This is a genomic window from Streptomyces crystallinus (assembly GCF_039521265.1).
Classification (GTDB): Bacteria; Actinomycetota; Actinomycetes; order Streptomycetales; family Streptomycetaceae; genus Streptomyces; species Streptomyces crystallinus.
The window spans coordinates 185539-209572 of the sequence record NZ_BAAACA010000035.1 but is presented as its reverse complement, the minus strand read 5'-3'; the positions used below and the strand labels follow the sequence as shown (position 1 = coordinate 209572).

Below are 24034 nucleotides of genomic sequence, written 5' to 3'. Positions count from 1 at the left end.
GGCTATGGCGTCCCGCGTGACAGGTCCCGGCCGAACTCCACCATTTTCTTCGCGTAGTCCTCGGTCCACTGCGCCCGCCGCGCGATGTCCGCCGCCGTGAGGCGGTCGAAGCGGCGGGGGTCGGCCAGCTGGGCCGCCGCGATCGCCTGGAACTCCACCGCCCGGTCCGCCGCCGCGCGGAACGCCAGTGCCAGCTCCGTGGAGCGCGACAGCAGCTCACGGGGGTCCTCGATCGACTCCAGGGCGAAGAAGTGCTCCGGGTCGGCGGCGGCCTCGGCCGGCTCGAACAGCAACGGCGCCGGCCTCAGCCGCTGCTCTTTCCGCTCGGGCTCCGCCATCGGGGTCTCCTCCTGCCGCAGTTCAACGGCCCGGAGTCCGCCCCGGGCCACCCACCATTGTCCCGCGCCCCGCAAGTGGGCCTCGGTCACCCCGCGCGCCCCCTACGAGCGCCAGACCACCCGGTGCTCCGACAGATGGGTCAGGACCGCGTGGTTCGCCTCCCAGCCGTCCGGGAACTTCACCGTGACGCCCAGCTGGACCGGCTCGGTCGAGGGGTGCTCGTCCAGCAGGTCCGCCACGCCCGCGCGGCACACCACGATGCAGGCGTGCCGGTGCCGGGAGGCCAGGACGCACAGCCGGCCGGTCTCCAGGTGGAACGCCGTCGCGTCGGGGCGGCCCGAGAGCGGGTGCAGCACCACCGTCACGTCGAACTCGCGGCCCTGGAGCCGGTTCGCCGTGTCCACCGCGACCCCGGTCACCCCCAGCTCCGCGAGCGCCGCCCGCACCGCCGCGGCCTGGTCGCGGTGGGCCGTGCCGACCGCGATCCGGGCGGCGGTCAGCGGCACCGGGTCGGGCGAGCGCTCGCTGGTCGCCGCGCCGCCCCGGTCGAGCAGCCTGCGGACCACCTGGGCCACCGCCCGTACCGCCTCGGGGTCGGTGCGCGGGGTGTGGCGCGCCGGCAGCTCGAGGAGGGCCCAGCCCGCCTCGGCCGCCTCGTCCAGCGCCCGGTCCGGCGCCGAGCCGTCGGATGCGACGCCGAAGGAGAGCCGCCGGTCGCCGTGGTCCGTACCGCTGCGGAACGGGGTGTACGGGTAGAACGCGTCGGAGACCAGCGGCGCCGCCGACGCGGGCAGCCGCCAGGAGACCGGCAGCCGGTGCTGCGGCAGCTCGGGGTTGTGCGCGAGCAGCGTGGTCACCGCGCTCGCCGACGGGTCGTAGGAGAGCCCCGCCCACTGCTCGGAGTCCGCGATCGCGAACGGGTCCAGCTGGCCCGGGTCGCCCACGAACAGCGCCCGCTCGAACAGCCCGGCCACGGCCAGCAGCGCGTCGGAGCGCATCTGGTAGGCCTCGTCCACGATCGCGTGCGCCCACGGCTCGACGTCCTTGACGTGCGCCCACTTCGCGGCCGTCGACAGCACCACGTCCAGGCCCGCCAGATCCCCGGCCTTCGACGACTTGCGTACGTTCGCGAGGTCGTCCAGCGCCTTGTCGTACGGGTCGGCGTCGCTGCTGTGCAGCCGGCCCACCGGCAGCTCCGGCTCCTTCTCGGCCAGCCGCAGGACGAGGTCGTCGACCTGCGCGTTGGTCTGCGCCACCACCATCAACGGGCGCCCGGCGGCGGCCAGTTCGAGCGCCGCGCGCACCACCAGCGTCGACTTGCCGGCGCCCGGCGGGGAGTCCACGACGACGCCCCGGGCCTCGGCGTGCAGCGTGTGCTCCAGGATCTTCCCGGTGGCCTCGGCCGCCGCCGCACCGGGGTCGAAGCCGCGCTCGGCACGGGTCACAGGACGTCCTCCGGGGTGAGCGGGTCGGGGTGTTCCGCGGCCGTGCCCGGCGGGCCGCCGTGGGTCCACGGGGTGGCCTCCGGGTCGGGGAGCTTGGGGCCGCCGCGCTGGTCGTGCTCGAAGAGCGTCCAGCACACCCGGTCGCCCTTCTCCGGCACGGAACCGGGCGCGGGGTCCTTGCTCCGGCCCATCTTGTCGAGCAGCCGCAGCACCAGGGCGCCGTCCGCCTCGTATCCCACGAACTCCGCCGACTGCGGCTTGCCGTCCAGCGAGCGGAACACCTTCGCCCGCTCGGCCAGGTGCGGCGTGTCGTCGGTGCGCACGGTCACCAGGGGGCGCGGGCTCGGCCGCTTCGACTCCGAGAAGGCCATCACCACGTCGACGACCTCGCCCGCGAACGCCTCCCCGGCCAGTCGCCGCCCGGCCATCACCAGCGGGTCGTCCAGCGCCTCCTGCGCCTCCAGCTGCGCCTGCGCGCTCTCCCGGGAGGCCAGCTTGGCCGCCGCCGTCACCGCGTCGTCGCGGCGCGGCTGCGGCGGCTCACCGGCCCGCACCCGGTCGCGGTGCGCGGTGAACGACCAGCGGTCCCGGGTCCAGCGGTCCACCGCGCGCGGCGCCGCGGGCAGCTCCCGCAGCAGGTCCAGGGAGCGCCACACGGCGTCCCAGGTGGGCCGCAGCTGGCCGCCGACCAGGCGGCGGATCTCCTGCTCGGCCCGGCTCAGCTCGGCCAGGCGCGCGTCGGCCGCCCCGCCGTCCTCGGCCGCGTACAGCGACTGGCGGGCGCGGTCGTAGCGGTCGATCGCCGGGGCGAGCAGCTTGTTGTCGAAGGCCGGGTCGGTGGCGGGGCCGGCCGGCGGGCACAGCAGCTGACCGTCCCCGTCCCGGGCGAGCTCGGCCCGCAGCGCCGCCTCGGCGCCCGTGGCCCCCTCGGGCGGGTCGATCCAGGCGAGCAGCGCCCCCAGGTGCTGGTCCTCCAGGCTGGACTGGCCGGTCGCCCAGTGCCTGGCGAGCAGATCGGTGGCGGCGAGCAGCAGCGCGGAGCCGGGGACGCGGGCGCGCTCCCCGTAGTGCGTCAGCCAGCGGCCGAGCAGGGGGACGCGCGGCGGCGCGGGGTGCGGGGTGTCCGGGTCCTGCTCGGCGGTCCGGCGAAAGCGCATGGACCGGCCGAGCAGCCGTACGAAGTCGACCGCGGCCCGGCCCGGCACCACCAGCTGCGGCGCGTCGGCGCACAGCTCGACCTCGACCTTGACCTTCTTGCCCGTCTCCGGGTCCGTCTCGCTGCGCTCGGCGGCCTCGACCTCGTCCGCGTACGCCTCCAGGTGCGGCAGGACGGCGTCGGCGAGCTCGGCGAGGAACGCGAACCGCAGCTCGCGGTCGCGCGGCTGCGGCACGACGAGGAGCCGGGGCGCCTCCCGGTCGGTCCCGACGAGCGCCCCGAGCGGCGCCCCGGCCTCTCCGGAGGTGGTCAGCGGGACCAGCACGAGCGGCTGCTCGGACAGGTGCCGGTGGCGCACGGTGGCCAGCGGCGCGGCCCGTCCGGCCTCGACGGCCTCCAGCCGGGCCAGGGTGGCGATCAGCGACATACGGCGCCTCCCACGGTCGCGCCCGCCAGCGCCTCGGCGCGCAGGGCGGCCGCCCTGCGCAGTGCGGCCACCGCCGGGTCCGCCGCGTCACCCGCGTGCCCGCGCGCGGCGTCCAGGACCGCGCCGACGCTGGTCAGACCGCCCAGCTCGGCCCGCAGCCCGCGGCCGAGGGCCGTCACCGCGTCCACCGAGCGGGCCCGGTCGCGGCAGTGGAAGGCCAGCTCGCAGGCGGACAGGCACTCCGGGGCGTACGTCGCCGGGACCGACTCGACCGTGTCGGTCAGCTCGGGGGCCGGCTGGTCGAGCGCGAAGCTGGCGCCCGGCGCCAGGGCGTCGGCGATCTCCTCGATCCGGGTGAGCCTGGCCAGCTGGCGCCGGGTCACCGACAGCTGCTTGCGCACGTCGACGAGGGAGGCGGTGGGCAGGTTGGAGAAGTCCTTGGGGCAGACGAGCAGCACCGAGTGAGCGACGGCGGGGGCCGGGGAGCCGGTGTCCTGCGCTGCGCCGCTGACCAGCCCGGCGACCCGTTCGAGCGCCAGCACGTAGACCGCCGCCTGGCGGGCCGCGGCGCCCACCTTGGCCGGGTCGGCCGCCGCGTCGATCATCGGGAAGGACTTGATCTCGACGACCGTCCAGCGGCCGTCGGGGGCGACCACCACCGCGTCCGGCTCCAGATAGGCGGGGGAGCCCGCCACCTCCAGCGCCAGCATCGGGTGGTCCAGGAGCGTCCAGCCGCCGGAGGCGGTCGCCTCCCGCAGGGCGAGCGCGGTACGGGCGGCGCGGCCCTCGGGGCCGGCCGCGGCCAGATCGGGCACCGCCGCGTCCCGGGGCTCCTCGCCGCCGGTGCGCTCGTGCAGCAGCCTCAGCAGTTCCGTACCGCCGTCGGACTTCACCCGGGACTCGAAGGTGTTGCCGCGCGCGATGGCGAACTGGGACTGGCCGAAGGCCGCCGACGGGGAGCCCAGGGCCTCGGCGAGCGCGCCCTTGTCGACGCCCGCCCCGTCGAGCAGCGCGCGGCGGCGGCAGCCCGGGTTGGCGGCGAGCGCCGCCAGCGCCCGGGCGTCCAGCGGGCGCGGCACGGCCGTGGGGCCGCGCAGCTCAGCGAGCCGCTGACGGATGGCTGTCGTCCGCTCCCGCGGTGGAGTCTTCGGACGTGCGCTGCCCTGGGATTCGCTCACCCGTGGAAGTCTTGCATCCGGCACTGACAATCGGGGCCCGTGCGCCGAACGAGCCGGGTGCGACACGGGCGCGCACGAGGTCCGCGAGCCGCATCGCGGGCTTGGAGAGCAGCAGGCCCAGGCCCATCACGACGGCGCCGGCGACCGCGTCGAGCAGATAGTGGTTGGCGGTGCCCATCACCACGAACGTGATGGTCAGCGGGTACAGGACGCCCAGGACCCGGGTCAGCCGGCTGCCGCCGAAGCGCCACAGCATCACCCCGCACCACAGCGCCCAGCCCACGTGCAGGCTCGGCATCGCCGCGTACTGGTTGGTCATCCCGCCCATGCCGCGCGGCGCGCTGGCGTCGCCGCCCCACCAGCCGTACGAGCTGTACTGCGCCATCGTGTCGACGAACCCGTGCGAGGCGTCGAGCAGCCGGGGCGGGCACGTCGGCATCAGCGAGAAGCCGACCAGGCCCATGAGGGTGGAGAGCATCAACCAGGTGCGGGCGGCGCGGTAGCGCACCGGGCGGCGGCGGAACAGCCACACCAGGATCGCGGGCGTCACCAGGTAGTGCAGCGACGCGTACGCGAAGTCGGCGGGTATGCCCAGCTCCGGGGTCCGGGTGAAGAGCCGGTTGAGCGGGTGCTCGGCGTTGATGTGCAGGTACTTCTCTATGCGCAGGATCTCCAGGCCGTGGTCGACGGCCTGCGACTCGTTGCCACTCACCAGAAGGCGGCCCGCCGAATAGGCGGCATAGACGATGGCGATGAGCGGCAGCTCGGTCCACCAGCGGGGCCGAGGCGCGGGGTGCTGCATCTCCGGACCCTCTCCATCTTCTCTTCAGGGCCCCGTCGGGCCCCGTTCAGGTGTTCAACCGTACGGTGGTCGTGGGCGCGCTCGTGCACCCACCCCCAAGGGACGCGGGAGAGCGCCGCGAGGGTGCGCGATGATGGAGGTGAACCTCCGCCGAACCCTCGGCATTCTGCACGCGCCCCGGGAGTGACCTGACATGCCAGCCGCCGAACCGCGCATCCTGCTCGCCCGGCACGGGCAGACCGAGTGGTCGCTCGCCGGCAAGCACACCGGCCGTACCGACATCCCGCTCCTCGAAGAGGGCCGCCGGGGCGCGAAGCTGCTCGGCGAGCGCCTGCACCGGGCGCCCTGGGACGGCCTGGCGGACGTCGAGGTCCGTACGAGCCCGCTGGTACGCGCGCGTGAGACGTGCGACCTGGCGGGGTTCGGCGACCGGGCGACCGACTGGGACGCGCTGATGGAGTTCGACTACGGGGCGTACGAGGGGCTCACGCCGCCGCAGATCAAGGCGGGCCGGCCCGACTGGTTCATCTGGCGCGACGGGGTCGAGGGCGGGGAGACGCTGGCGCAGGTCTCCGCGCGGGCGGACGAGGTCGTGGAGTGGGCGCGGTCGGGGCGGCGGGATGTCCTGGTGTTCGCGCACGGGCACATTCTCCGGTCGATCGCGGCGCGGTGGCTGGGGGAGCCGATCGGGTTCGCCGCGCGGATCAAGCTGGATCCGACGTCGTTGTCGGTGCTGGGGTGGGCGTATGGGGAGGCGGCTGTGGAGCGGTGGAACGATACGGGCCACCTGGAGGTCTGACCGGGGTTTTTGCCCCCACCCCGCCCCTTCCCTAAACCCTTCGGGGGTGGGCGGGGCGGGCCCCCGGGCCCCGTATGCCGCTGCGCGTTCGTCTGCGGACCGCCTTCGGCTGGCCGCGCAGTTCCCCGCGCCCCTAAAAGCCTGCGGCTGAGCTGGACTCTCCGGCTGACCCCTACCCCCTAGGGGCGCGGGGAACTGCGCGAGAAGCGGCCACGGCCCGCAGACGAAAGCGAGCGTCCAGGGACGCGGAGAACCGCCCGAACGACCCGTACTACCCAGGGGCGCGGGGAACTGCGCGACCAGCCACCCACTCATCCGCAGACAAAGGCCGGGCTCACACACTCGCTCGGCGGTCCAAGAACGACCCCACCTCGGGGCACGTCGCGTGGGGGGCCAGGATTCGGGCCGTGTCGGCGAGCATCGCCTGGATACGGGTGGACTGGACCTCGGGCAGGAGGTCCAGGACCTGGTGGCCCGCCGCCGCCGACTCCGTCGGCGCCCCGGCCCGAGCCAGATCGTCCGCCAGCTCCGCCCGGTACAGCGCCAGGTTGCGGGCGAAGTGCGGATCCTGGAGGGACGCGGCGCGCCGGGCGTGCCGGGACGCGCGCGGCCAGTCCCCCAGCGCCGACCAGCACTGCGCCTCCAGCATCTCCAGCTCCGCCTCCACGAAGAACGTCATCCACTCCGGATCCCGCTCGGCCGGCCCGCGTGCGAACAGCGCGTGCGCCCGGGCGAGCGACTGTTCGCACGCCGCCCGGTCCCCGAGCCCGGCCCAGCCCCCCGCCTCCCGCAGGCTCAGCAGCGCCAGCAGCCGGGGCGAGCCCAGCCGCCGGGCCGCCCGCCCGCCCGCCTGCGCGGCCCGCAGCGCCTCGCGCGGCCGCCCCGCGTCCCTGGCCAGGAACGACATATTGCAGAAAGCGTGCGCCTCGAGGGCCGGGTCGCCCGCGAGCCGGGCGGTCGCGAGCGCCTCGGCGTAGTGCGAGCGGGCCTCCTCGTAGTGCCCCGAGTCATGCGCGAGCCACCCCACCGAGATGGCCAGCTCCCCGGCGCCCGCGTGCAGCCGGTCGGCCGTGGAGCGGCGCGCGGTGCCCGCGTCGAGCAGCGCGTACGCCGTCCGCAGGGGCTGCGCGGCCCTGCGGTAGAGCCCGTTCGCGCCGTGCCGGTCGTCGAGCAGCCGGATCCGTCGCACCGCCTCCTCGACCGCGCTCACCTCGGCCTCGCCGACCAGTCGGACCGGCTGCCGGGCGCAGTCGTGGGGCGCGGCAGCCGCGTGCTCGGGCAGCAGCCCCAGGGAGACGGCCGCCAGGGTGGCGGAGCCGCCGGTCATGAATGCGCGACGCAGCACGTCGCTCTCCTCGTCGTCACGTTCAACTTCGTCACGTTCAACTTCGTGGTGGTGGTCGATGGTGCCGCAGCCGTGTTGCGGGTACGGCGGATGCGTGGCGTACGCCGGGGTCGCACCACACCCCGCACGCGCCCCCCGGCCCCGTACCGCCTCACGCGACGAGAACCCCATGTCGGCCAGCGTCAAACCCGGGAACATATGGCGGAACACGCGTTCGTAGGCGTAGTTGGGGCAGCGGATCTCGCCGGCCTCCACGCGTCCGACGTACCGCGCGTCACAGGCGACCTGCTCGCCGATCTCACGCGCCGCCCTGCGGACCGCCGCCGCGAACTCGCCGGGCGAACGCTGTCCCCGCAGCTCCCGGAACGCGGTGTTGGGGCCCTTGGCGGGGCCCCGGCCGGGGGCCTGGGCGGCGGAGTTCGCTCCGGCGCTGGGATCCGTTGACGTCGCCATGGCTCAGCAGCTCTCTTTGGCGGGGTGGTGCGGAGGAAGAACGTACCGGCAACATCGGCTCCGACAACCGAAGTTTGGCTACAAAAGGGATATCTCACCCGCGATCTGCTATGAACTGCCATCCTTTGCGGCGGCGTAGCGCCGTAGCCGTTGACAGGGGCCCGCGTTGAACCATGCGGATACCGCCAACCCGCAGAAACCACGTGGGGGTTGCCTTGTTGGAGGCCGGCATGGACATCAATGGCACCGGGACGACCACGACGACAGCGCGGCACCGGCCCACCCGGGACCTCAGCGGACCGCCGGGCGGCGAGGAGCCCTGCGACCTCGTCACCGTGCCCGCCCGCCAGGGCCTGGAGGCGGTGGACATCCTGCGCCGCGCCGTCGCCCCCGCGGCCGTCGGCCCGGTGGTGCACGACGGTGCCTGCGACACGCTGGGCTTCCTGGTGCCGCCCGGCACCGCGGCCGCCTGGGACGTGCCCGGCAGCGCCTGCACCGAGACCAGTGGACGCGGCCTGCGCATCCCGGGGCTGCCCGCCGAGCCGCCGGTCTCCGGCGGCGGCTGGCTGCTGCCGCCGGACGCGGCGCGGGTCACCGACCCCGCCGTGCTGCGCGTGGCGCTGAACGCGGCGGCCCGGCTCATCGAGGCCGCGGACGGCATCACCGAGGCGGGCGGCCGATAATGGTCGGATGGCGGCACGAAGCGGTACGAAGAACACGGCGAAGGGCGGGCCGAAGGCCGCGCAGGGCGGGCGGCGCGGCCGCCCGGCCGCCCCGGAGGCCGTCGTGGAGGCGGTCGACGGCGGCCTCGCCGAGCTGATACCCGACCGGGACCGGCCGCACGGCTGGACCCTGCTGCTCGACGGCGCCCCCCAGTCCCACGTCGACCTGGACGCGCCCGAGCGCCTCACCTTCGAGTACCAGCGCCGCCTCGGCCACGTCATCGACCTCGCCGGCGAGCCGGGCCGCCCCCTCCAGGTGCTGCACCTGGGCGGCGGCGCCCTCACCCTGGCCCGCTACACGGCCGCCACCCGCCCCCGCTCCACCCAGCAGGTCGTCGAGGTCGACGCGGCGCTGGTCGGCCTCGTCCGCCGTGAGCTGCCGCTCGACCCGCAGGCCCGCATACGGGTACGCGCCCTGGACGCGCGCGAAGGGCTCGCCAAGCTCCCGGACGGCTGGGCCGACCTGGTCGTCGCCGATGTCTTCAGCGGCGCCCGCACCCCCGCCCATCTGACCAGCGCCGAGTTCCTGGGCGAGGTGCGCCGGGTGCTGCGGCCGGGCGGGATCTACGCCGCCAACCTCGCCGACGGGCCGCCGCTGGCGCATCTGCGGGGCCAGATAGCCACCGCCGCCCAGCTCTTCCCCGAGCTGGCGCTGGCCGCCGACCCGACCGTGTGGCGCGGCAAGCGGTTCGGCAACGCGGTCCTGGTCGCCTCGGACGTGCCCCTGCCGGTGGCCGAGTTCACCCGGCGCATAGCGGGCGACCCGCACCCGGGGCGCGTCGAACACGGCCGTGCGCTGGCCGACTTCACGGGCGGGGCGGCCCCGGTGACGGACGCGACCGCGAAGCCCTCTCCCGTACCGCCGCCCGCGGTCTTCCGCTAGCGGGCGCTCAGCCCCGGTCGTCCAGCTCCACCGTCGGCGCGTGGTTGTACCAGGTGCAGAACACCGACACCTCGCGCGTGCCCTTGCTGAACGTCACCCGGATCCAGGTCGGCTGCTTCCACACCTGCATCTGCCAGCCGCTGTCCGGCGTCGCCGTGACCAGCTCCGCCGAGGCGGTGCCGATGTCGAAGACGACCCGGCCGCCGGCGACGTTGTACCCCTTCACGTTCCCGGAGGAACGGGATGAAGGGGGTGAAGGGGAGTACGTGGGTGGGGCCTCCGAGTGGCCCGGCTTTCCGTCGCCTGGCTTCGAGGGCGTACGGGAAGGGCTGCCCGGCCCGGACGGCGACGGCGGGTCCTTCGGCCGCCGCGTCGAGGAGGCGAGCGGCCGTACCGCGCCCTGGGTGGTGTGCCCGTCGCCGGTGAGCGGGACCGCGCGCGGCGGGTCGTACGCCGTTCCGGCCATCACCGTGTGGACGCCCCACCAGGAGAGCGTGACCGCCGCGCCGGTGGCGAGCGACCAGGCGCAGACGTGAACGATTCCTCGGTGCAGCGGGGTCATATCGGGGCCCATACTGCACCACGCGCCCCACGCGTGTCCCCTCTCGCCGCTCCCGTCCCAGCCGGGACCGGCGTACTCCGGATGGCGTACGGTGCCGCCCATGGCAAGTGTGCTCGTGGTCGAGGACGACCAGTTCGTTCGCTCCGCCCTCATCCGCCACCTCACCGAGGCCTCCCACACGGTACGGAGCGTCGGCACGGCCCTCGAGGCGCTGCGCGAGGTGGCCCATTTCCGTTTCGACGTGGTCGTCCTCGACCTCGGACTGCCCGATCTCGACGGGGCCGAGGCGCTGAAGATGCTGCGCGGCATCACCGACGTACCGGTGATCATCGCGACCGCGCGGGACGACGAGACGGAGATCGTCCGGCTGCTCAACGACGGTGCCGACGACTACCTGGTCAAGCCGTTCTCGGTGGAGCACCTGTCCGCCCGGATGACGGCCGTGCTGCGCCGCGCGCGGGCCGCGGGCGCCGAGCCGCCGCCGACGCTGATCCAGGTCGGCGGGCTCTCCATCGACCCGCTGCGCCGCCAGGCCGAACTGGACGGCGTACGGCTCGATCTGACCCGCCGCGAGTTCGACCTGCTGGCGTTCCTCGCCGGGCGGCCCGGGGTGGTCGTGCCGCGCAAGGAGCTGCTGGCCGAGGTGTGGCAGCAGTCGTACGGCGACGACCAGACCATCGACGTCCATCTGTCCTGGCTGCGCCGCAAGCTCGGCGAGACGGCCGCGCGGCCCCGCTATCTGCACACTCTGCGCGGGGTGGGCGTGAAGCTGGAGCCACCGAGGGCGGAGAGCGGCCGATGAGATGGGCGCTGGTGAAGGTCGCGGTCGCCGTCACGCTGATGGTGGTGCTCGCCTTCGCCGTACCGCTGGGCCTGGTCATCAAGGAGATGGCCCGCGACCGCGCCTTCTCCAACGCCGAGCGCCAGGCCGCCGCCATCGGCCCGACCCTGTCGATCACCACCGACCGGGACGCGCTGGAGCGCGCGGTGGCCTCCACCCAGGCGGGCGCGGCGGGCCGGATGGCCGTGCACATCCCGGCGCCGCCGGGCGGCGCGCCCGCCGAGATCGGCCGGCGGCGGGCCTCGCAGAAGTCCCTGGACGCGACGCGCAAGGTGGTCCGCGCGTACATCTCCGGTGTCCCCGGCGGCTCCACGCTCCTCCAGCCGACCGCGCTGAGCTCGGGCGAGATCGCGATCGTCGAGGTGTACGTGCCCGAGGCCGAGGTCACCAACGGCGTGGCCACGGCGTGGCTGGTGCTCGCGGGAGTCGGGATCGCCCTGGTCATCGGCTCGGTCGCGGTGGCGGACCGGCTGGGCGTACGGATGGTGCGCCCCGCACAGCGGCTCGCCGGGGCGGCGCACGACCTGGGGGAGGGGAAGCTGGGGGCGCGGGTCCCGGAGGAGGGCCCGGCGGAGCTGCGCTCGGCCGCGGTGGCCTTCAACTCGATGGCCGACCAGGTGGTCCAACTCCTCGCCAACGAACGGGAGCTGGCGGCGGACCTGTCCCACCGCCTGCGTACGCCGCTGACCGTGCTGCGCCTCAACGCCGCGTCCCTGGGCGAGGGTCCGGCCGCCGAGCAGACGCGGGCGGCCGTCGAGCAGTTGGAGCGCGAGGTCGACACGATCATCCGCACGGCCCGGGAGGCCAAGCCGCAGACCCAGCCGGCGGGGGCGGCCGCCGGGTGCGACGCGTCGGAGGTCATCCGGGAGCGGATGGCGTTCTGGTCGGCGCTGGCGGAGGACGAGGGCCGGGAGGTACGCCTCGCGGGCGTCGACCGGCCGGTGCGCATCCCGGTCGCCCGGCCCGAACTCGCCGCCGCGCTCGACGCGATGCTGGGCAACGTGTTCCGGCACACGCCGGAGGGCACGGCGTTCTCGGTGGACGTCCACAACGGGGAGGACGCGGTGATCGTCCTGGTCTCGGACGCGGGGCCGGGGATCGCCGATCCGCGCGCGGCGCTGGCGCGGGGGTCGAGCGGGGGTGGCTCGACGGGGCTCGGCCTGGACATCGTTCGCCGTCTGGCGGAGTCGACGGGGGGTGACGTGCGGCTCGGGCGGTCGGTGCTGGGCGGGACGGAGGTCCGGGTGTGGATCGGGCTGGGGACACCGCGGTCGACTCCGTCGCGGATCCGGGGCCGCCGGGGGAGGTCGCGCCGCGCGACGCCACCACGGGGCGCGTCCCCCCTCCGCGAGTGAGCCCGCCCCGGCCCGGGGCCCGTGCGACGCGGTGCCGGGCGGGCCTTCGTCTGCGGGTCGTGCCCGGTTGCCCGCGCAGTTCCCCGCGCCCCTGAATGGCCCGGACTTTGTCTGCAGGTGTGTGGGTGGCTGGTCGCGCAGTTCCCCGCGCCCCTAAAGGATCGGTGGCTGAGCTGGGTACTCCGGCTGCGGCCAACCCCCTAGGGGCGCGGGGAACTGCGCGAGCAACCCATCACCATCCGCAGACGACCGGTATCCGCCGGAGGCTTTCGGGAAGGGGTGGGGTGGGGAATTTAACCAGACCCCATCGCCCCCTTAAGCGAACCCTAAGATCCCCAACCCCCACCCCCCACACCCCATTTGCCCGTTTCCCAACGGCTAGCGTGCTGCCCGCACCCCACCCCCACCCCCACCCCCACCCCCACCCCCACCAAACCCCACACCCCCAAGGGCAGGCGCACAAACAATGACCCGCACCCACCGCCGCCACGCGTCCCGTAAGGCGAAGGCGATCGGCGCCATAGCCACCGCCGCCGCCATCGCCGGCACCGCCGTCGTCCTCACCGGCACCGCCCACGCCGCCTCCGTCGCGGCCGCGTACACCAAGACCAGCAGCTGGGGCGGCGGCTACACCGGCCAGTACGTCATCACCAACGACAGCGGCGAGGCGCTCGCCGACTGGACCCTGGAGTTCGACCTCCCGGCCGGGACCAGGATCTCCTCGCTCTGGAACGGTGAGCAGACCGTCAAGGGCCAGCACATCACCGTGAAGCCCGCCGCCTGGGACAAGAACGGCCTCGCCCCCGGCGCATCCGTCACCGTCGGCTTCGTCACCAGCTCCTCCGGCACCGCAGCCGACCCCACCGGCTGCCTCATCAACCAGGAGAAGTGCTCGGTCGACACCGGTGCGACCCCCGCCCCGACCGGCCGCCCCACCACCCAGCCGACCCCCACCACCAAGCCCACCCCCACCACGAAGCCCCCGACCGCCACGCCGACCCCGACCGGCACGCCCACCCCCACCAAGACCAGCACCCCCCAGCCCCCCACCACCAACACCTCCTCCCGCTTCGCCCCGTACGTCGACACCTCGCTCTACCCCGCGTACGACCTCGTCGACACCGCCACCAAGACCGGCGTGAAGGAGTTCCACCTCGCCTTCATCACCTCCGGCGGCGGCTGCGCCCCGCTCTGGGGCGGTGTCAGCGACCTGAACAGCGACGCCGTGGCCGCGCAGATCGGCGCGCTGCGCGCCAAGGGCGGCGACGTACGCGTCTCCTTCGGCGGCGCGGCCGGCTCCGAGCTCGGTCTCGTCTGCAAGAGCGCCGGCGACCTCGCCACCGCGTACGGCAAGGTCGTCGACGCGTACAAGCTCACCAAGGTCGACTTCGACATCGAGGGCGCGGCCCTGCCGGACACCGCCGCCAACACCCGCCGCGCGCAGGCCATCGCGCAGCTCCAGAAGTCCCACCCGGGCCTCGACGTGTCGTTCACGCTGCCGGTGATGCCGGAGGGGCTGACGCAGCCCGGCGTCGACCTGGTCGCCGACGCCAAGAAGAACGGCGTAGCCGTCTCGGCCGTCAACATCATGGCGATGGACTACGGCCCGGCGTACAGCGGTGACATGGGCACGTACGCCATCCAGGCCGCCACCGCCACCCAGGCCCAGATCAAGGGCGTCCTCGGGCTCTCCGAGGCCGCCGCCTGGAAGGCCGTGGCCGTCACCCCGATGATCGGCGTCAACGACGTCAACACCGAGACGTTCAAGGTCGACGACGCCACCCAGCTGGTGGACTTCGCCAAGTCCAAGGGGCTCGGGCGGCTCGCCATGTGGTCCGGCGCCCGGGACAAGCAGTGCGCGGGCGGTGCCAAGAACTCCGCCGACCCCACCTGCTCCTCCATCGTCCAGGAGCCCCTCGCCTTCACGAAGGCCTTCGCCGCCTTCAAGTAGCCGACCGGGACCACCCCCGCGCGCGCCCCGCCGGTTCACCCCCCACCCGGCCGGGGCGCGCGCTCCTTCCGTACGCATACGAGCACCAGGGCGAGCAGGCCCAGGGCGAGCGCCACCGCCGCCACCGCTCCCCAGGGAACCGCCCCCACCGCCGCCAGCAGGCACAGCAGCGGCAGCCCGATCAACAGCAGCGGCAGCACCGGCACCATCGACAAGACCCTCATGCGCCCTCGCCCTTCCTCGCCGCGTCCAGATAGTCCGCCAGGTCGTCCCACCGGCCGGGACGGGCCGTCGCCTCGCCGCTCAGGGCCGCCGGGTCCGCGCGCCAGGCCGCCCGGACGCCCGCCGAGATCGTCGCGTCCCCGCCGCTGAACAGCGCACTCAGCTCATCCATGCGCGCCACCAGCTTCCGTACGGCGGCGGTCGTCGGCGGAGTCCCGGACACGCGCAGGGCCTCGGCCCGCCGGTAGAGCGCGGGCCACTCCACCTCCAGGAGGTAGTGCGCGGCCGGCCCGAGCGCGGCGGCGTGCGCGCCCAGGGCACGGATCCGGTCGTCGTCCAGATGCTGCCGGAGCGCGCGCTCGGCCGCCGGGCCCGCCGCCCCGGTCGCGCGCAGCGCGGCGAGCACGGCCTCGGTCGTGGGCGCCCGTCCGTCGGCGACCTCGTCCTCGATGTGGACCAGCCGCTGCCGCAGCGCCTCGAGCGCCGTCAGCGCCTCCTCGACGCTCGCGCGGTGGTCGCGCAGCACCCGCACCGGGTCGACCCCGGAGTCGAGGCAGAGGGCGATGGACTCCAGCCCGAGGCCCAGGCCGCGCAGGGCGAGCACCTGGTAGAGGCGGACGATGTCGTCCTCGGTGTACTCCCGGTGCCCGCCCGCCGTGCGGCGCGACGGGGAGAGCAGCCCGATGGTGTCCCAGTGGTGCAACGTGCGGACGGTCAACCCGCTGGCCTCGGCCAGCGGGCCCACCTTCCAGGTCGTGGAAGCGGTCATGGCCCCACGATGCCTCCTCACGCGACGTGAGGTTCAAGTGCCGGCCCCTCCCGGGGCGCTACGGCTGCGGCGGCACCTGGGGCAGCACCCCCGTCCGCGCCAGCTCCCCGTACCACCGCGCGCTCGACTTGGGCGTACGGGCCTGGGTCTCGTAGTCGACGTACACCGCCCCGAACCGCTTGCCGTAGCCGTACGCCCACTCGAAGTTGTCGAGCAGCGACCACAGGAAGTACCCGCGTACGTCCGCCCCGTCCCGCATCGCGCGGCGCACCGCCGCGAGATGGCCGTGCAGATAGCGGATGCGGTCGGGGTCGTGCACCGAGCCGTCGGGGGCGGGCTTGTCGTCGTACGCGGCGCCGTTCTCCGTGATCATCAGCGGTACGCCGGGCGCCTCCCGGGAGTAGCGCATCAGCAGGTCGTACATCCCGGTCGGGTCGATCGACCAGTCCATCGCCGTCCGCTCGCCCGGCGGCTGGTGGAAGACCACCGAACCGGCCCCGGGCCAGGGCGAGTGCGCGCTCGCGCCGTGCCCGTCGGGGCGGGGTACGCGCAGGTCAGGGCCCTCGTCGGGGCCGTTGTCAGTGGTGGCGGATACAACTGAGGGTGCGTAGTAGTTGATGCCCAGCAGATCGAGGGGGTGCTTGGTGACGTTCAGATCGCCGTCGTGGACGAACGACCAGTCGGTGAGCCGCGCGGTGTCCCCCAGCAGGTCGTCGTCGTACGCGCCCTTGAACAGCGGCCCGGTGAACACCCGGTTGGCGAGCGCGTCGATGCGCCGCCGCGCGTCCAGGTCGGCGGGCGACTGGGTGCGGGCCCTGACCGCGCTCGGGTTGAGGCTGATCGCCAGCCTGGCGGCCTTCGGCAGCGTGGCGCGCAGGGCCCGGGCCGCGAGTCCGTGGCCCAGGTTGAGGTGGTGCGCGGCGCGCAGCGCGGCCACCGGATCGGTGCGGCCGGGCGCGTGGACGCCGGAGCCGTATCCCAGGAAGGCGCTGCACCAGGGCTCATTGAGGGTGGTCCACATATCCACCCGGTCGCCGAGCGCCTCGGCGACCAGCCCCGCGTAGTCCGCGAACCTGTGGGCGGTGTCCCGCTCGGGCCAGCCGCCCGCGGACTCCAACTCCTGCGGCAGGTCCCAGTGGTAGAGCGTGAGGGAGGGCGTGATGCCCTGCTCCAGGAGCCCGTCCACCAGCGCGCGGTAGAAGTCGAGCCCGCGCTGGACGGCGGGGCCGCGCCCCGTCGGCTGCACCCGTGACCAGGACACCGAGAAGCGGTACGCGTTGAGGTCGAGGTCCGCCATCAGCCGGACGTCGTCCCGCCAGCGGTGGTAGTGGTCGACGGCGATGTCCCCGCTGTCCCCGCCGGACACCTTCCCGGGCGTACGGCAGAAGGTGTCCCAGATGGACGGCGTGCGACCGCCCTCGGCGACCGCGCCCTCGATCTGGTACGCGGAGGTGGCGGCGCCCCAGAGGAAGTCGGCCGGGAAGGCCTCGGCCTCGGTCTCAGCCTCGGCCTCGGTCTCGGGTGCGGAGTCGGACATGGAGACACTCCCATCGTGGTGGTACGGAAGGAGGTTGCTGTCGGGCGGGGAGGCGGGGGCGGACGAGGGGCCGGGCGCGTGGCCGGGCGCGCCGCCGGGCCCGTGGCCGGGCGTGCCGCCGGGCGCGTGGCCTCGCCCGTGGTCGCCGCTCATCCCTTGACCGCGCCCTGCATGATCCCGCCGACGATCTGCCGCCCGAAGAGGACGAACGCCAGCAGGAGGGGGAGGGTGCCGAGGAGGGCGCCGGCCATGATGACCGACTGGTCGGGGATATAGCCGCGGCCGAGGCCGGTGAGCGCCACCTGGACCGTGGGGCTGCCGTTCTGGGTCAGCGCGATGATCGGCCAGAAGAAGTCGTTCCAGGCCATCACGAACGTCAGCATCCCCAGGACCGCCATCGCGGGCCGGGCGGCCGGGAAGACCACGTGCCACACCACCCGCCAGCTGCTCGCGCCGTCGACCCGGGCGGCCTCGATCAACTCGGTGGGCAGCGCCTCGATCAGGTACTGCCGCATGAAGAACACCCCGAAGGCGCTGACCAGGGTCGGCAGGATGACGGCCTGGAGCTGGTCGGTCCAGGACAGCTTCGCCACCAGCATGTAGAGCGGCACGACGCTGAGCTGCGGCGGGATCATCATCGTGCCGATGACCAGCAGCAGCAGCGCGTTCTTGAAGCGGAACCGCAGCTTGGCGAAGGCGAACCCGGCGAGCGTGGAGAAGAAGACCGTGCCCAGCGCGATCGAGCCCGCCACGACGGTGGTGTTCAGCAGGGCCGTGCCCATGTTGGCGTCGGTCCAGGCGATCTTCAGGTTCTTGAAGAGGTTCCCGCCGAACCAGAAGGGAGGGGGAGTCTGGGCGAGCCGCTCGTTGGAGCGGGAGGCGGCGACCGCCGTCCACACCAGGGGGAACAGCGAGCCCGCGGTGAAGAGGATCAGGATCGTGTACGTCAGCCGCCCGGCGTGCAGCTGGCGGCCGGCGCGGTGGACGGACCGGGGGGAGGCGGAGCGGCGGCCGGTGGCGGTGGGGGATGTCGTCTTGGCGTTCATGACGTCTCCTTGCGCAGGGCGCGCGAGACCAGCCAGTTCACCGCGCCGATCAGCAGCAGGATCAGGAACATCGCCCAGGCGATCGCCGAGGCGCGGCCGAGATGGAGGTTCACCCAGCCCTGCTCGTACAGATACAGCCCGAGCGTCTGGAACTGGTGGTCGGAGCCGCCGGTGGCTCCGGCGCCGCCGTTGAACAGCAGCGGCTCGCCGAACAGCTGGGTCGCGCCGATCGTCGACACGACACAGGTGAACAGGATCGTCGGCCGCAGCGCGGGCACGGTGACGTGCCGGAACTGCTGCCAGCGCGAGGCCCCGTCGAGCGCGGCGGACTCGTACAGATCGGGTGGGACGGCCTGCATCGCGGCGAGGTAGATCAGCGCGTTGTAGCCGGTCCAGCGCCACACCACGATCGTGGAGACGGCGAACTGGGAGGTCCAGGTGCCGTTCTGCCAGTCGACCGGGCCCAGGCCGGCCTGCCCGAGCGCCCAGTTGACCATGCCGTAGTCACGTCCGAAGAGGAGCACGAAGACGAGGGTCGCGGCGGCGACGCTGGTGGCGTACGGGGTGAGGACGGCGACCCGGAAGAACATCGAGCCGCGCAGCTTGTAGTTGAGGAGATGGGCGATACCGAGGGCGATCAGCAGCTGGGGGACGGTGGAGATGACGCCGATGGTGAACGTGTTGCGCAGCGCGTTCCAGAAGAACTCGTCCGACAGGAGGCGGGAGAAGTTGCGCAGCCCGACCCAGCGCATGTCGTTGGGCGCGGTCAGCTCGACCTGGTGCAGGGAGGCCCAGCCGGTGTAGAGGAGCGGGAAGAGGCCGAAGGCGGCGAAGAAGAGGAAGAAGGGCGCGACGAAGGCGTACGGGCTCCAGCGCACATCGCGCCGGTAGCGCCGGCTGCGCCGCTCCCGCCGCCGGGCCTCGGCGGGGTCGGCCGCGTCGGCGGCGGAGCCCGGCGGGGCGGGGGCGGCCACGCCGCCCGGGGCCGCCGCACCCCCCGCCCCCGGCCCGGCCAGGTCCGCCCCGGTGTCGCTCGCCATCCTCACTGGTCCAGCGCGTTGTCGATGGCCTTGACCGCGGCGTCCCAGCCCGCCTGCGGGGAGCGGCCCTTCTGGTCGACCTGGAGCATGCCCACGTCGGCCAGGTTCTGCGCGATGATCAGGTCCTTCGGGCCGAGGACCTGCACCGGGGTGCCCTCGGCGGCCTTGGCGAAGATCTGGCCGATGGGGGCGCCGCCGAAGTAGTCGTGGTGGGCGTTCGCGACGGTGGGCAGGGCGTACGCGGCCTTGGCGCTCGGGAAGCTGCCGCGCTTCTCGAAGAAGGTCGCCTGCTGGGCCGGGGCGGTCAGCCAGGCCGCGAGCTCGGCGGCCTCGGCGCGGTGCTTGCCCGCGGAGGGGACGACGAGGAACGAGCCGCCCCAGTTGGACGGCTTGGGCGCGGCCGCCACGTCCCACTTGCCCTTGCCCGCCGCGCCCGCCTTGTCCTGGATGTAGCCGAGCATCCAGGCGGGGCAGGAGACGGTGGCGAAGGTGCCGTTGGCGAAGCCCTGGTCCCAGCTGGGCTGGAACTGCTGCAACTTGGCGGTGAGCTTCTTGGTGGCGAACGAGGCCGCCGTGTCCCAGGCCTCCTTCACGCCCGGGCTGGACTTGTAGACGACCTTGCCGCCGCTGTCGTAGAAGCGGGTGGCGCTGCTGCCGGTGATGGCGTTCATCACCCCGGAGGCGGAGTCGACGAAGGCGGTGCCCTTGGGTGCCTTCGCCTGGTAACGCTCACCGGCCGCCAGGTACTTCTGCCAGTCGCCCGCCCACAGCTTCCCCACGGCCTCCCGGTCGGTGGGCAGCCCGGCGGCGGCGAACAGGTCCTTGCGGTAGCAGATGCCCTGGGGCCCGATGTCGGTGCCGAGCCCGACGGTCTTGCCGTCCTTGGTGGTGGCCTGCCCCCACTTCCAGGGCAGGAAGGCGTCCTTGTCGACGCCCTTGGCCTTGCCGAGGTCCTCCAGGTGGGCCGCCTGGGTGGCGGTGACCTCGGCGATGTTGTTCACCTCGACGGCCTGGATGTCGGCGAGCCCGCTGCCGGAGCCGAGGTGGGTGAGCAGCTGCGGGTAGTAGTTCTCGTTCCGCTCGATCGACGTCTGCTTGATCTCGATGTCCGGGTGGAGCTTCATGTACGCGTCGTAGAGCCCGGCCTCCTTGAGGCCGAAGGCCCCGAAGACGCCGACCGTGAGCGTCGTCTTCGCCCCGCCGCCCCCGCTGCCGCCGGAGGAGGACGAGCCCGAGCCCGAGTCCTTGCTGTCGCCGTCGTCGGCGCAGCCCGCGAGCAGCCCGGCGCCGAGCACCGAGACGACGGCGAGGGCGGCGAGCCGCCGGGAGGCGCGGGCGCTCGTACGCACCCCCTCACTCGTTCTCGTACTCACTCTCGTGTTGATTCTCGAACGCATGATGGTCCTCCAACTGGCTTGCCGTGCAGGGTGATTGACGGTGCGTCGTGCAGTGGGGGAAGGTGCGGAAGGTGTACGTACGCATAGGGGTGGGAGCGCTCCCAGTCGTGATGTGTTGAAGGGTGGCGACTGTCCGGGAGGGTGTCAAGGGAGCGGACAAAGGCAGTCCGCCGACGGGGTGGTGCTGTTAGTTTTCACCCGAGTTCCACGATGCGCGGCGAGACGGGGAGGCAGGCATGAGAGCAGCTCGCACGGTCCGGGGCCGTGGAGCCGGGCGGCCCACCCTTGAAGAGGTGGCGGCGCGTGCCGGGGTGGGCCGGGGCACGGTCTCACGGGTGATCAACGGCTCGCCCCGGGTCAGCGACCGTACGCGCGCGGCCGTCGAGGCGGCGGTGGCCGAGCTCGGCTACGTCCCCAACCGCGCGGCCCGCGCCCTGGCCGCCAACCGCACGGACGCGATCGCCCTGGTCGTCCCCGAGACGGAGACGCGCTTCTTCGCGGAGCCGTACTTCTCGGAGGTCGTCCGGGGCGTGGGCCAGGCGCTCGCGGAGACGGAGATGCAGCTCCTGCTGACCCTGGTGGGCAGCGACCGGGAGCGCCGCAGGCTCGCCCAGTACCTGATGGGCCACCGGGTCGACGGCGTCCTGCTGGTCGGCGTGCACGCCGACGACCCGCTGCCCGAGCTCCTGGAGCAGCTGGACATGCCGGTGGTGATCAGCGGCCCGCGCTCGGAGGAGGAGCCGCTGGCGTCGGTGGACTCGGACAACTTCGCGGGCGCCCGGGCGGCGGTGGCCCACTTGGTGGCACGCGGCCGCCGCTCGATCGCCACGATCACCGGCCCGCTGGACGTGTACGGGGCCCGGCGCCGCCTCGACGGCTACCGCGCGGCCCTGGCCGAGGCCGGGCTGCCCGCCGCCGCGCAGCTGATATCCCCCGCGGACTTCACCGAGGAGGGCGGCCGCCGGGCGATGGCGGACCTGCTGGCCCGGGCTCCGGAGGTGGACGCGGTCTTCGCGGCCTCGGACGTGATGGCGTCGGGCGCCCGCCAGGTCCTGCGCGAGCACGGCCGCCGCGTCCCCGAGGACGTCTCCCTCATCGGCTTCGACGACTCGGCGATCGCCCGCCACATGGACCCGCCCCTGACGAGCGTGCGCCAGCCGATCGAGGAGATGGGCCGGGCGATGGCCCAGCTGCTCCTGTCCCAGATAGCCGCCCCCGAACCGTCCCGCCCACGGCTGGTCCTGCCCACGGAGTTGGTGGTGCGGGCGTCGACGTGAGGGCCGGGGGTCACGTGCGTACGCATCCGGGAGTACCGCGCGGATGCCGACAGCCGCCCGGCCGGGCCCCGCACGACGAGAACCCCGACACGGTCTCGGCCTCACCGGTGACGGGCCTGTGGCAGACGACACAGATCCGGGGCCGCGCGTGCCGCAGGTAGGCCCGGGGGTACCAGTGGGTCCGGTAGTCCAGGATCCGCAACGGACGCGGCCCGAGGTCGATGGCGGTGGCGGTGGCGAAGGGTATTCGCGAGGGCGAGGCCGTCGTGCGGATCCCCGGCGAGGACACGGACCCCGGCAACGAAGAAGGCCCGGTCCGCCGAAGCGGACCGGGCCTTCCCGATCAGGGTGAGTAACGGGACTCGAACCCGCGACATCCTGGACCACAACCAGGTGCTCTACCAGCTGAGCTATACCCACCATGCGTGGCCGGACTGTTGTGGTCTGGGAAAGTCCCTGGGGGCTTTCCTTACCGGCCGAGAAAAAGTGTACAGGGTCCGGGAGGGTGCTCGCGCACATGTTTCGCGGCACCCTCCCGGGGTGGTCCTGCACTGCCCCCGGAACCACCCCGAAGGGCTACTCCGCAGGCAGGACGTGCTTCGCCGCGATCGCCTTCGCCGTGTCCGAGTCGGGGCCCGGCTGGGCGACGAAGATCGCCTCGCGGTAGTAGCGGAGCTCCGCGATGGATTCGCGGATGTCCGCCAGCGCGCGGTGGTTGCCGTTCTTGTCCGGGCTGTTGAAGTACGCCCTCGGGTACCAGCGGCGGGCGAGCTCCTTCACCGAGGAGACGTCCACGATCCGGTAGTGGAGGTACTCCTCCAGGGCCGGCATGTCACGCAGGAGGAAGCCGCGGTCGGTGCCGACCGAGTTTCCGCACAGCGGGGCCTTGCCCGGCTCCTTCACATGCTCGCGGACGTACGCCAGGACCTGCGCCTCGGCGTCGGCCAGCGTGGTTCCGCCGGCCAGCTCGTCGAGGAGCCCGGAGGCGGTGTGCATGGCGCGCACCACCTCCGGCATGGTCTCCAGCGCGGCGTCCGGGGGACGGATCACGATGTCCACCCCTTCACCGAGCACGTTCAGCTCCGAGTCGGTGACCAGCGCGGCCACCTCGATAAGTGCGTCGTCCGTCAGCGAGAGCCCGGTCATCTCGCAGTCGATCCACACCATGCGGTCGTTCATGTGTCTCAGCCTACGGGGCCGCTCCGCTGCCCCGGCAGACTCGGACGCATGTAACCGGTGGCGTACATCTCGGCGACGGACTTCCCCGGGTGGTCCGGCGGCGCCGCGTGGGTGATCGCCGGTGGACCGACCAGCGCGCTGGCCGCCGCGCGCCGGGACTGCGGCATGGCCTGCGGCGGCACCGTCTCCAGGGTCGGCGGACCCCCGGACGGCTCCGCCTGCGGCCGGCGCGCCCGGTACGCCGCCCGGTAGGACGCCGGGGACGAGCCGAGCTGGCGGCGGAAGTGCCCGCGCAGCGCGACCGGCGAGCGGAAGCCGCAGCGGCCCGCGACCTCGTCGACCGAGTAGTCCGACGTCTCCAGGAGACGCTGGGCCTGGAGCACCCGCTGGGTGATCAGCCACTGGAGCGGGGCCGATCCGGTCAGCGAGCGGAACCGCCGGTCGAACGTACGGCGTGACATGTACGCGCGAGCGGCGAGCGTCTCCACGTCGAACTGCTCGTGGAGGTGCTCCAGCGCCCAGGACACGACCTCGGCCAGCGGGTCGGACCCGATCTCTTCGGGTAAAGACCTGTCGAGATAGCGCTCCTGGCCGCCACTGCGCCGCGGCGGGACGACGAGCCGGCGCGCGAGGGCTCCGGCGGCGTCGCTGCCGTGGTCGGTCCGCACGATGTGCAGACAGAGATCGATTCCGGCCGCCGTGCCCGCCGACGTGAGGACGTCCCCGTCGTCGACGAACAGCTCCCGCGGGTCCACATGGACCGACGGATAGCGCTTGGCGAGCGTGGGCGCGTACATCCAGTGCGTCGTCGCCGGGCGGCCGTCGAGCAGCCCCGCGGCGGCGAGGACGAACGCCCCCGTGCAGAGGCCCACGATGCGGGCCCCTTCCTCGTGCGCCCGGCGCAGTGCGTCGAGCGCGGCCGCCGGCGGCGGCGAGGTGATGGACCGCCAGGCGGGCACCACCACGGTGCCGGCCCGGTTGATGGCCTCCAGCCCATAGGGCGCGGTCAGTTCGAGCCCGCCTGTGGTCCGCAGGGGGCCCTCCTCTCCGGCACAGACCAGCAGGCGGTAGCGGGGTACGCCCGCGTCCTGCCTGTCGATCCCGAACACGGAGAGCGGAATGGAGCTCTCGAAGATGGGGCCGCCACTGAACAGCAGTACGGCAACGACTTCCCGGCGTCGACGGCCGGCGAGCTTCCTTGTGGCCTCCGGTGATGCGGCAGCGGAGTCCTGGCTCATTTTGCTAAGCCCCCCTCGGTGTTCGCGGCTCCCCGTTCTTGTCGGGCTTGTCGCTCCTGCACTTTTCCCCT

Annotated in this window: 22 protein-coding genes and 1 tRNA gene; 7 read left to right on the top strand and 16 right to left on the bottom strand. The window is 73.6% G+C overall.

The genetic code is table 11. The features are described from left to right. Positions 1-2: 2 nt before the first annotated feature. The 5 genes from ABD236_RS25090 to ABD236_RS25070 form a co-directional block, all read right to left on the bottom strand. Positions 3-338: a hypothetical protein gene (locus tag ABD236_RS25090; protein ID WP_344077058.1), complete on the bottom strand. Its 336-nt coding sequence runs from the start codon at positions 336-338 to the stop codon at positions 3-5. A gap of 102 nt (positions 339-440) precedes the next feature. Then, positions 441-1784: an AAA domain-containing protein gene (locus ABD236_RS25085; RefSeq protein ID WP_344077056.1), complete on the bottom strand. Its 1344-nt coding sequence runs from the start codon at positions 1782-1784 to the stop codon at positions 441-443. Beyond that, positions 1781-3367, bottom strand: coding sequence for a hypothetical protein (locus tag ABD236_RS25080; RefSeq protein WP_344077054.1), 1587 nt, complete (start codon positions 3365-3367; stop codon positions 1781-1783). The genes ABD236_RS25085 and ABD236_RS25080 overlap by 4 nt, the downstream gene beginning before the upstream one ends. Further along, positions 3358-4545 (bottom strand): hypothetical protein, encoded by a 1188-nt coding sequence (locus tag ABD236_RS25075; RefSeq protein WP_344077052.1) that lies wholly within the window; start codon positions 4543-4545, stop codon positions 3358-3360. Before ABD236_RS25075 ends, ABD236_RS25080 begins: the two co-directional genes overlap by 10 nt. Next, entirely contained in the window at positions 4466-5347 is an 882-nt protein-coding gene (locus ABD236_RS25070; RefSeq protein WP_344077049.1) for a phosphatase PAP2 family protein, read from the bottom strand. Before ABD236_RS25070 ends, ABD236_RS25075 begins: the two co-directional genes overlap by 80 nt. Before the next feature lie 193 nt (positions 5348-5540). Between ABD236_RS25070 and ABD236_RS25065 the strand changes: the two genes are divergently transcribed. Beyond that, positions 5541-6146 (top strand): histidine phosphatase family protein, encoded by a 606-nt coding sequence (locus ABD236_RS25065; protein ID WP_344077047.1) that lies wholly within the window; start codon positions 5541-5543, stop codon positions 6144-6146. A 334-nt stretch (positions 6147-6480) separates the two neighbouring features. On the opposite strand, the gene ABD236_RS25060 is transcribed toward ABD236_RS25065, so the two are convergent. Next, positions 6481-7944, bottom strand: a complete 1464-nt coding sequence (locus tag ABD236_RS25060) for an NsdA family TPR-like regulatory protein (protein ID WP_344077045.1) — start codon at positions 7942-7944, stop codon at positions 6481-6483. A 230-nt stretch (positions 7945-8174) separates the two neighbouring features. On the opposite strand from ABD236_RS25060, the gene ABD236_RS25055 reads away from it, so the two are divergent. Both ABD236_RS25055 and ABD236_RS25050 read left to right on the top strand, forming a co-directional pair. Further along, entirely contained in the window at positions 8175-8627 is a 453-nt protein-coding gene (locus ABD236_RS25055; protein ID WP_344077043.1) for a hypothetical protein, read from the top strand. Positions 8628-8634: 7 nt separating this feature from the next. Next, positions 8635-9549 (top strand): spermidine synthase, encoded by a 915-nt coding sequence (locus ABD236_RS25050; RefSeq protein ID WP_344077041.1) that lies wholly within the window; start codon positions 8635-8637, stop codon positions 9547-9549. Positions 9550-9556: 7 nt separating this feature from the next. On the opposite strand, the gene ABD236_RS35070 is transcribed toward ABD236_RS25050, so the two are convergent. Further along, entirely contained in the window at positions 9557-10111 is a 555-nt protein-coding gene (locus tag ABD236_RS35070) for a hypothetical protein (protein ID WP_425543941.1), read from the bottom strand. A 100-nt stretch (positions 10112-10211) separates the two neighbouring features. On the opposite strand from ABD236_RS35070, the gene ABD236_RS25035 reads away from it, so the two are divergent. The 3 genes from ABD236_RS25035 to ABD236_RS25025 all read left to right on the top strand — a co-directional run bounded on the left by ABD236_RS25035 (position 10212) and on the right by ABD236_RS25025 (position 14258). After that, entirely contained in the window at positions 10212-10913 is a 702-nt protein-coding gene (locus ABD236_RS25035; protein WP_344077032.1) for a response regulator transcription factor, read from the top strand. Next, a complete protein-coding gene (locus tag ABD236_RS25030) occupies positions 10910-12307 on the top strand; it encodes a HAMP domain-containing sensor histidine kinase (protein ID WP_344077030.1) in 1398 nt (465 codons plus the stop codon). Before ABD236_RS25035 ends, ABD236_RS25030 begins: the two co-directional genes overlap by 4 nt. A 466-nt stretch (positions 12308-12773) precedes the next feature. Further along, on the top strand, positions 12774-14258 hold the full coding sequence (locus ABD236_RS25025; RefSeq protein WP_344077028.1) for a glycoside hydrolase family 18 protein: 1485 nt from the start codon (positions 12774-12776) through the stop codon (positions 14256-14258). A gap of 35 nt (positions 14259-14293) precedes the next feature. Here ABD236_RS25025 and ABD236_RS25020 read toward each other — a convergent pair whose 3' ends face one another. From ABD236_RS25020 to ABD236_RS24995, 6 genes are all read right to left on the bottom strand, one after another. Continuing rightward, positions 14294-14482 (bottom strand): hypothetical protein, encoded by a 189-nt coding sequence (locus tag ABD236_RS25020; protein WP_344077026.1) that lies wholly within the window; start codon positions 14480-14482, stop codon positions 14294-14296. Beyond that, the gene (locus ABD236_RS25015) at positions 14479-15249 is read right to left on the bottom strand and encodes a MerR family transcriptional regulator (RefSeq protein WP_344077024.1); all 771 of its coding nucleotides are present in this window, start codon (positions 15247-15249) and stop codon (positions 14479-14481) included. Before ABD236_RS25015 ends, ABD236_RS25020 begins: the two co-directional genes overlap by 4 nt. A 58-nt stretch (positions 15250-15307) precedes the next feature. Further along, complete coding sequence (locus tag ABD236_RS25010) at positions 15308-16786, bottom strand: glycoside hydrolase family 1 protein (RefSeq protein WP_344077022.1); 1479 nt, start codon at positions 16784-16786, stop codon at positions 15308-15310. Between the two features lie 149 nt (positions 16787-16935). Beyond that, positions 16936-17832: a carbohydrate ABC transporter permease gene (locus tag ABD236_RS25005; protein WP_344077020.1), complete on the bottom strand. Its 897-nt coding sequence runs from the start codon at positions 17830-17832 to the stop codon at positions 16936-16938. Continuing rightward, a complete protein-coding gene (locus ABD236_RS25000; RefSeq protein WP_344077018.1) occupies positions 17829-18872 on the bottom strand; it encodes a carbohydrate ABC transporter permease in 1044 nt (347 codons plus the stop codon). The genes ABD236_RS25005 and ABD236_RS25000 overlap by 4 nt, the downstream gene beginning before the upstream one ends. A gap of 2 nt (positions 18873-18874) precedes the next feature. Then, positions 18875-20221 carry an ABC transporter substrate-binding protein gene (locus ABD236_RS24995; protein ID WP_425543940.1) on the bottom strand — a complete coding sequence of 449 codons (1347 nt, stop codon included), beginning with the start codon at positions 20219-20221 and terminating at the stop codon, positions 18875-18877. A gap of 284 nt (positions 20222-20505) precedes the next feature. Here ABD236_RS24995 and ABD236_RS24990 point away from each other — a divergent pair, with 284 nt between their 5' ends. Continuing rightward, the gene (locus ABD236_RS24990) at positions 20506-21546 is read left to right on the top strand and encodes a LacI family DNA-binding transcriptional regulator (protein WP_344077014.1); all 1041 of its coding nucleotides are present in this window, start codon (positions 20506-20508) and stop codon (positions 21544-21546) included. 347 nt (positions 21547-21893) lie between these two features. Here ABD236_RS24990 and ABD236_RS24985 read toward each other — a convergent pair. The 3 genes from ABD236_RS24985 to ABD236_RS24975 all read right to left on the bottom strand — a co-directional run bounded on the left by ABD236_RS24985 (position 21894) and on the right by ABD236_RS24975 (position 23963). Next, positions 21894-21966, bottom strand: a tRNA-His gene (locus ABD236_RS24985). 156 nt (positions 21967-22122) lie between these two features. Then, positions 22123-22725: an oligoribonuclease gene (gene orn, locus ABD236_RS24980; RefSeq protein WP_344077010.1), complete on the bottom strand. Its 603-nt coding sequence runs from the start codon at positions 22723-22725 to the stop codon at positions 22123-22125. A 5-nt stretch (positions 22726-22730) separates the two neighbouring features. Continuing rightward, positions 22731-23963, bottom strand: a complete 1233-nt coding sequence (locus ABD236_RS24975; protein ID WP_344077007.1) for a helix-turn-helix domain-containing protein — start codon at positions 23961-23963, stop codon at positions 22731-22733. Positions 23964-24034 lie beyond the last annotated feature (71 nt).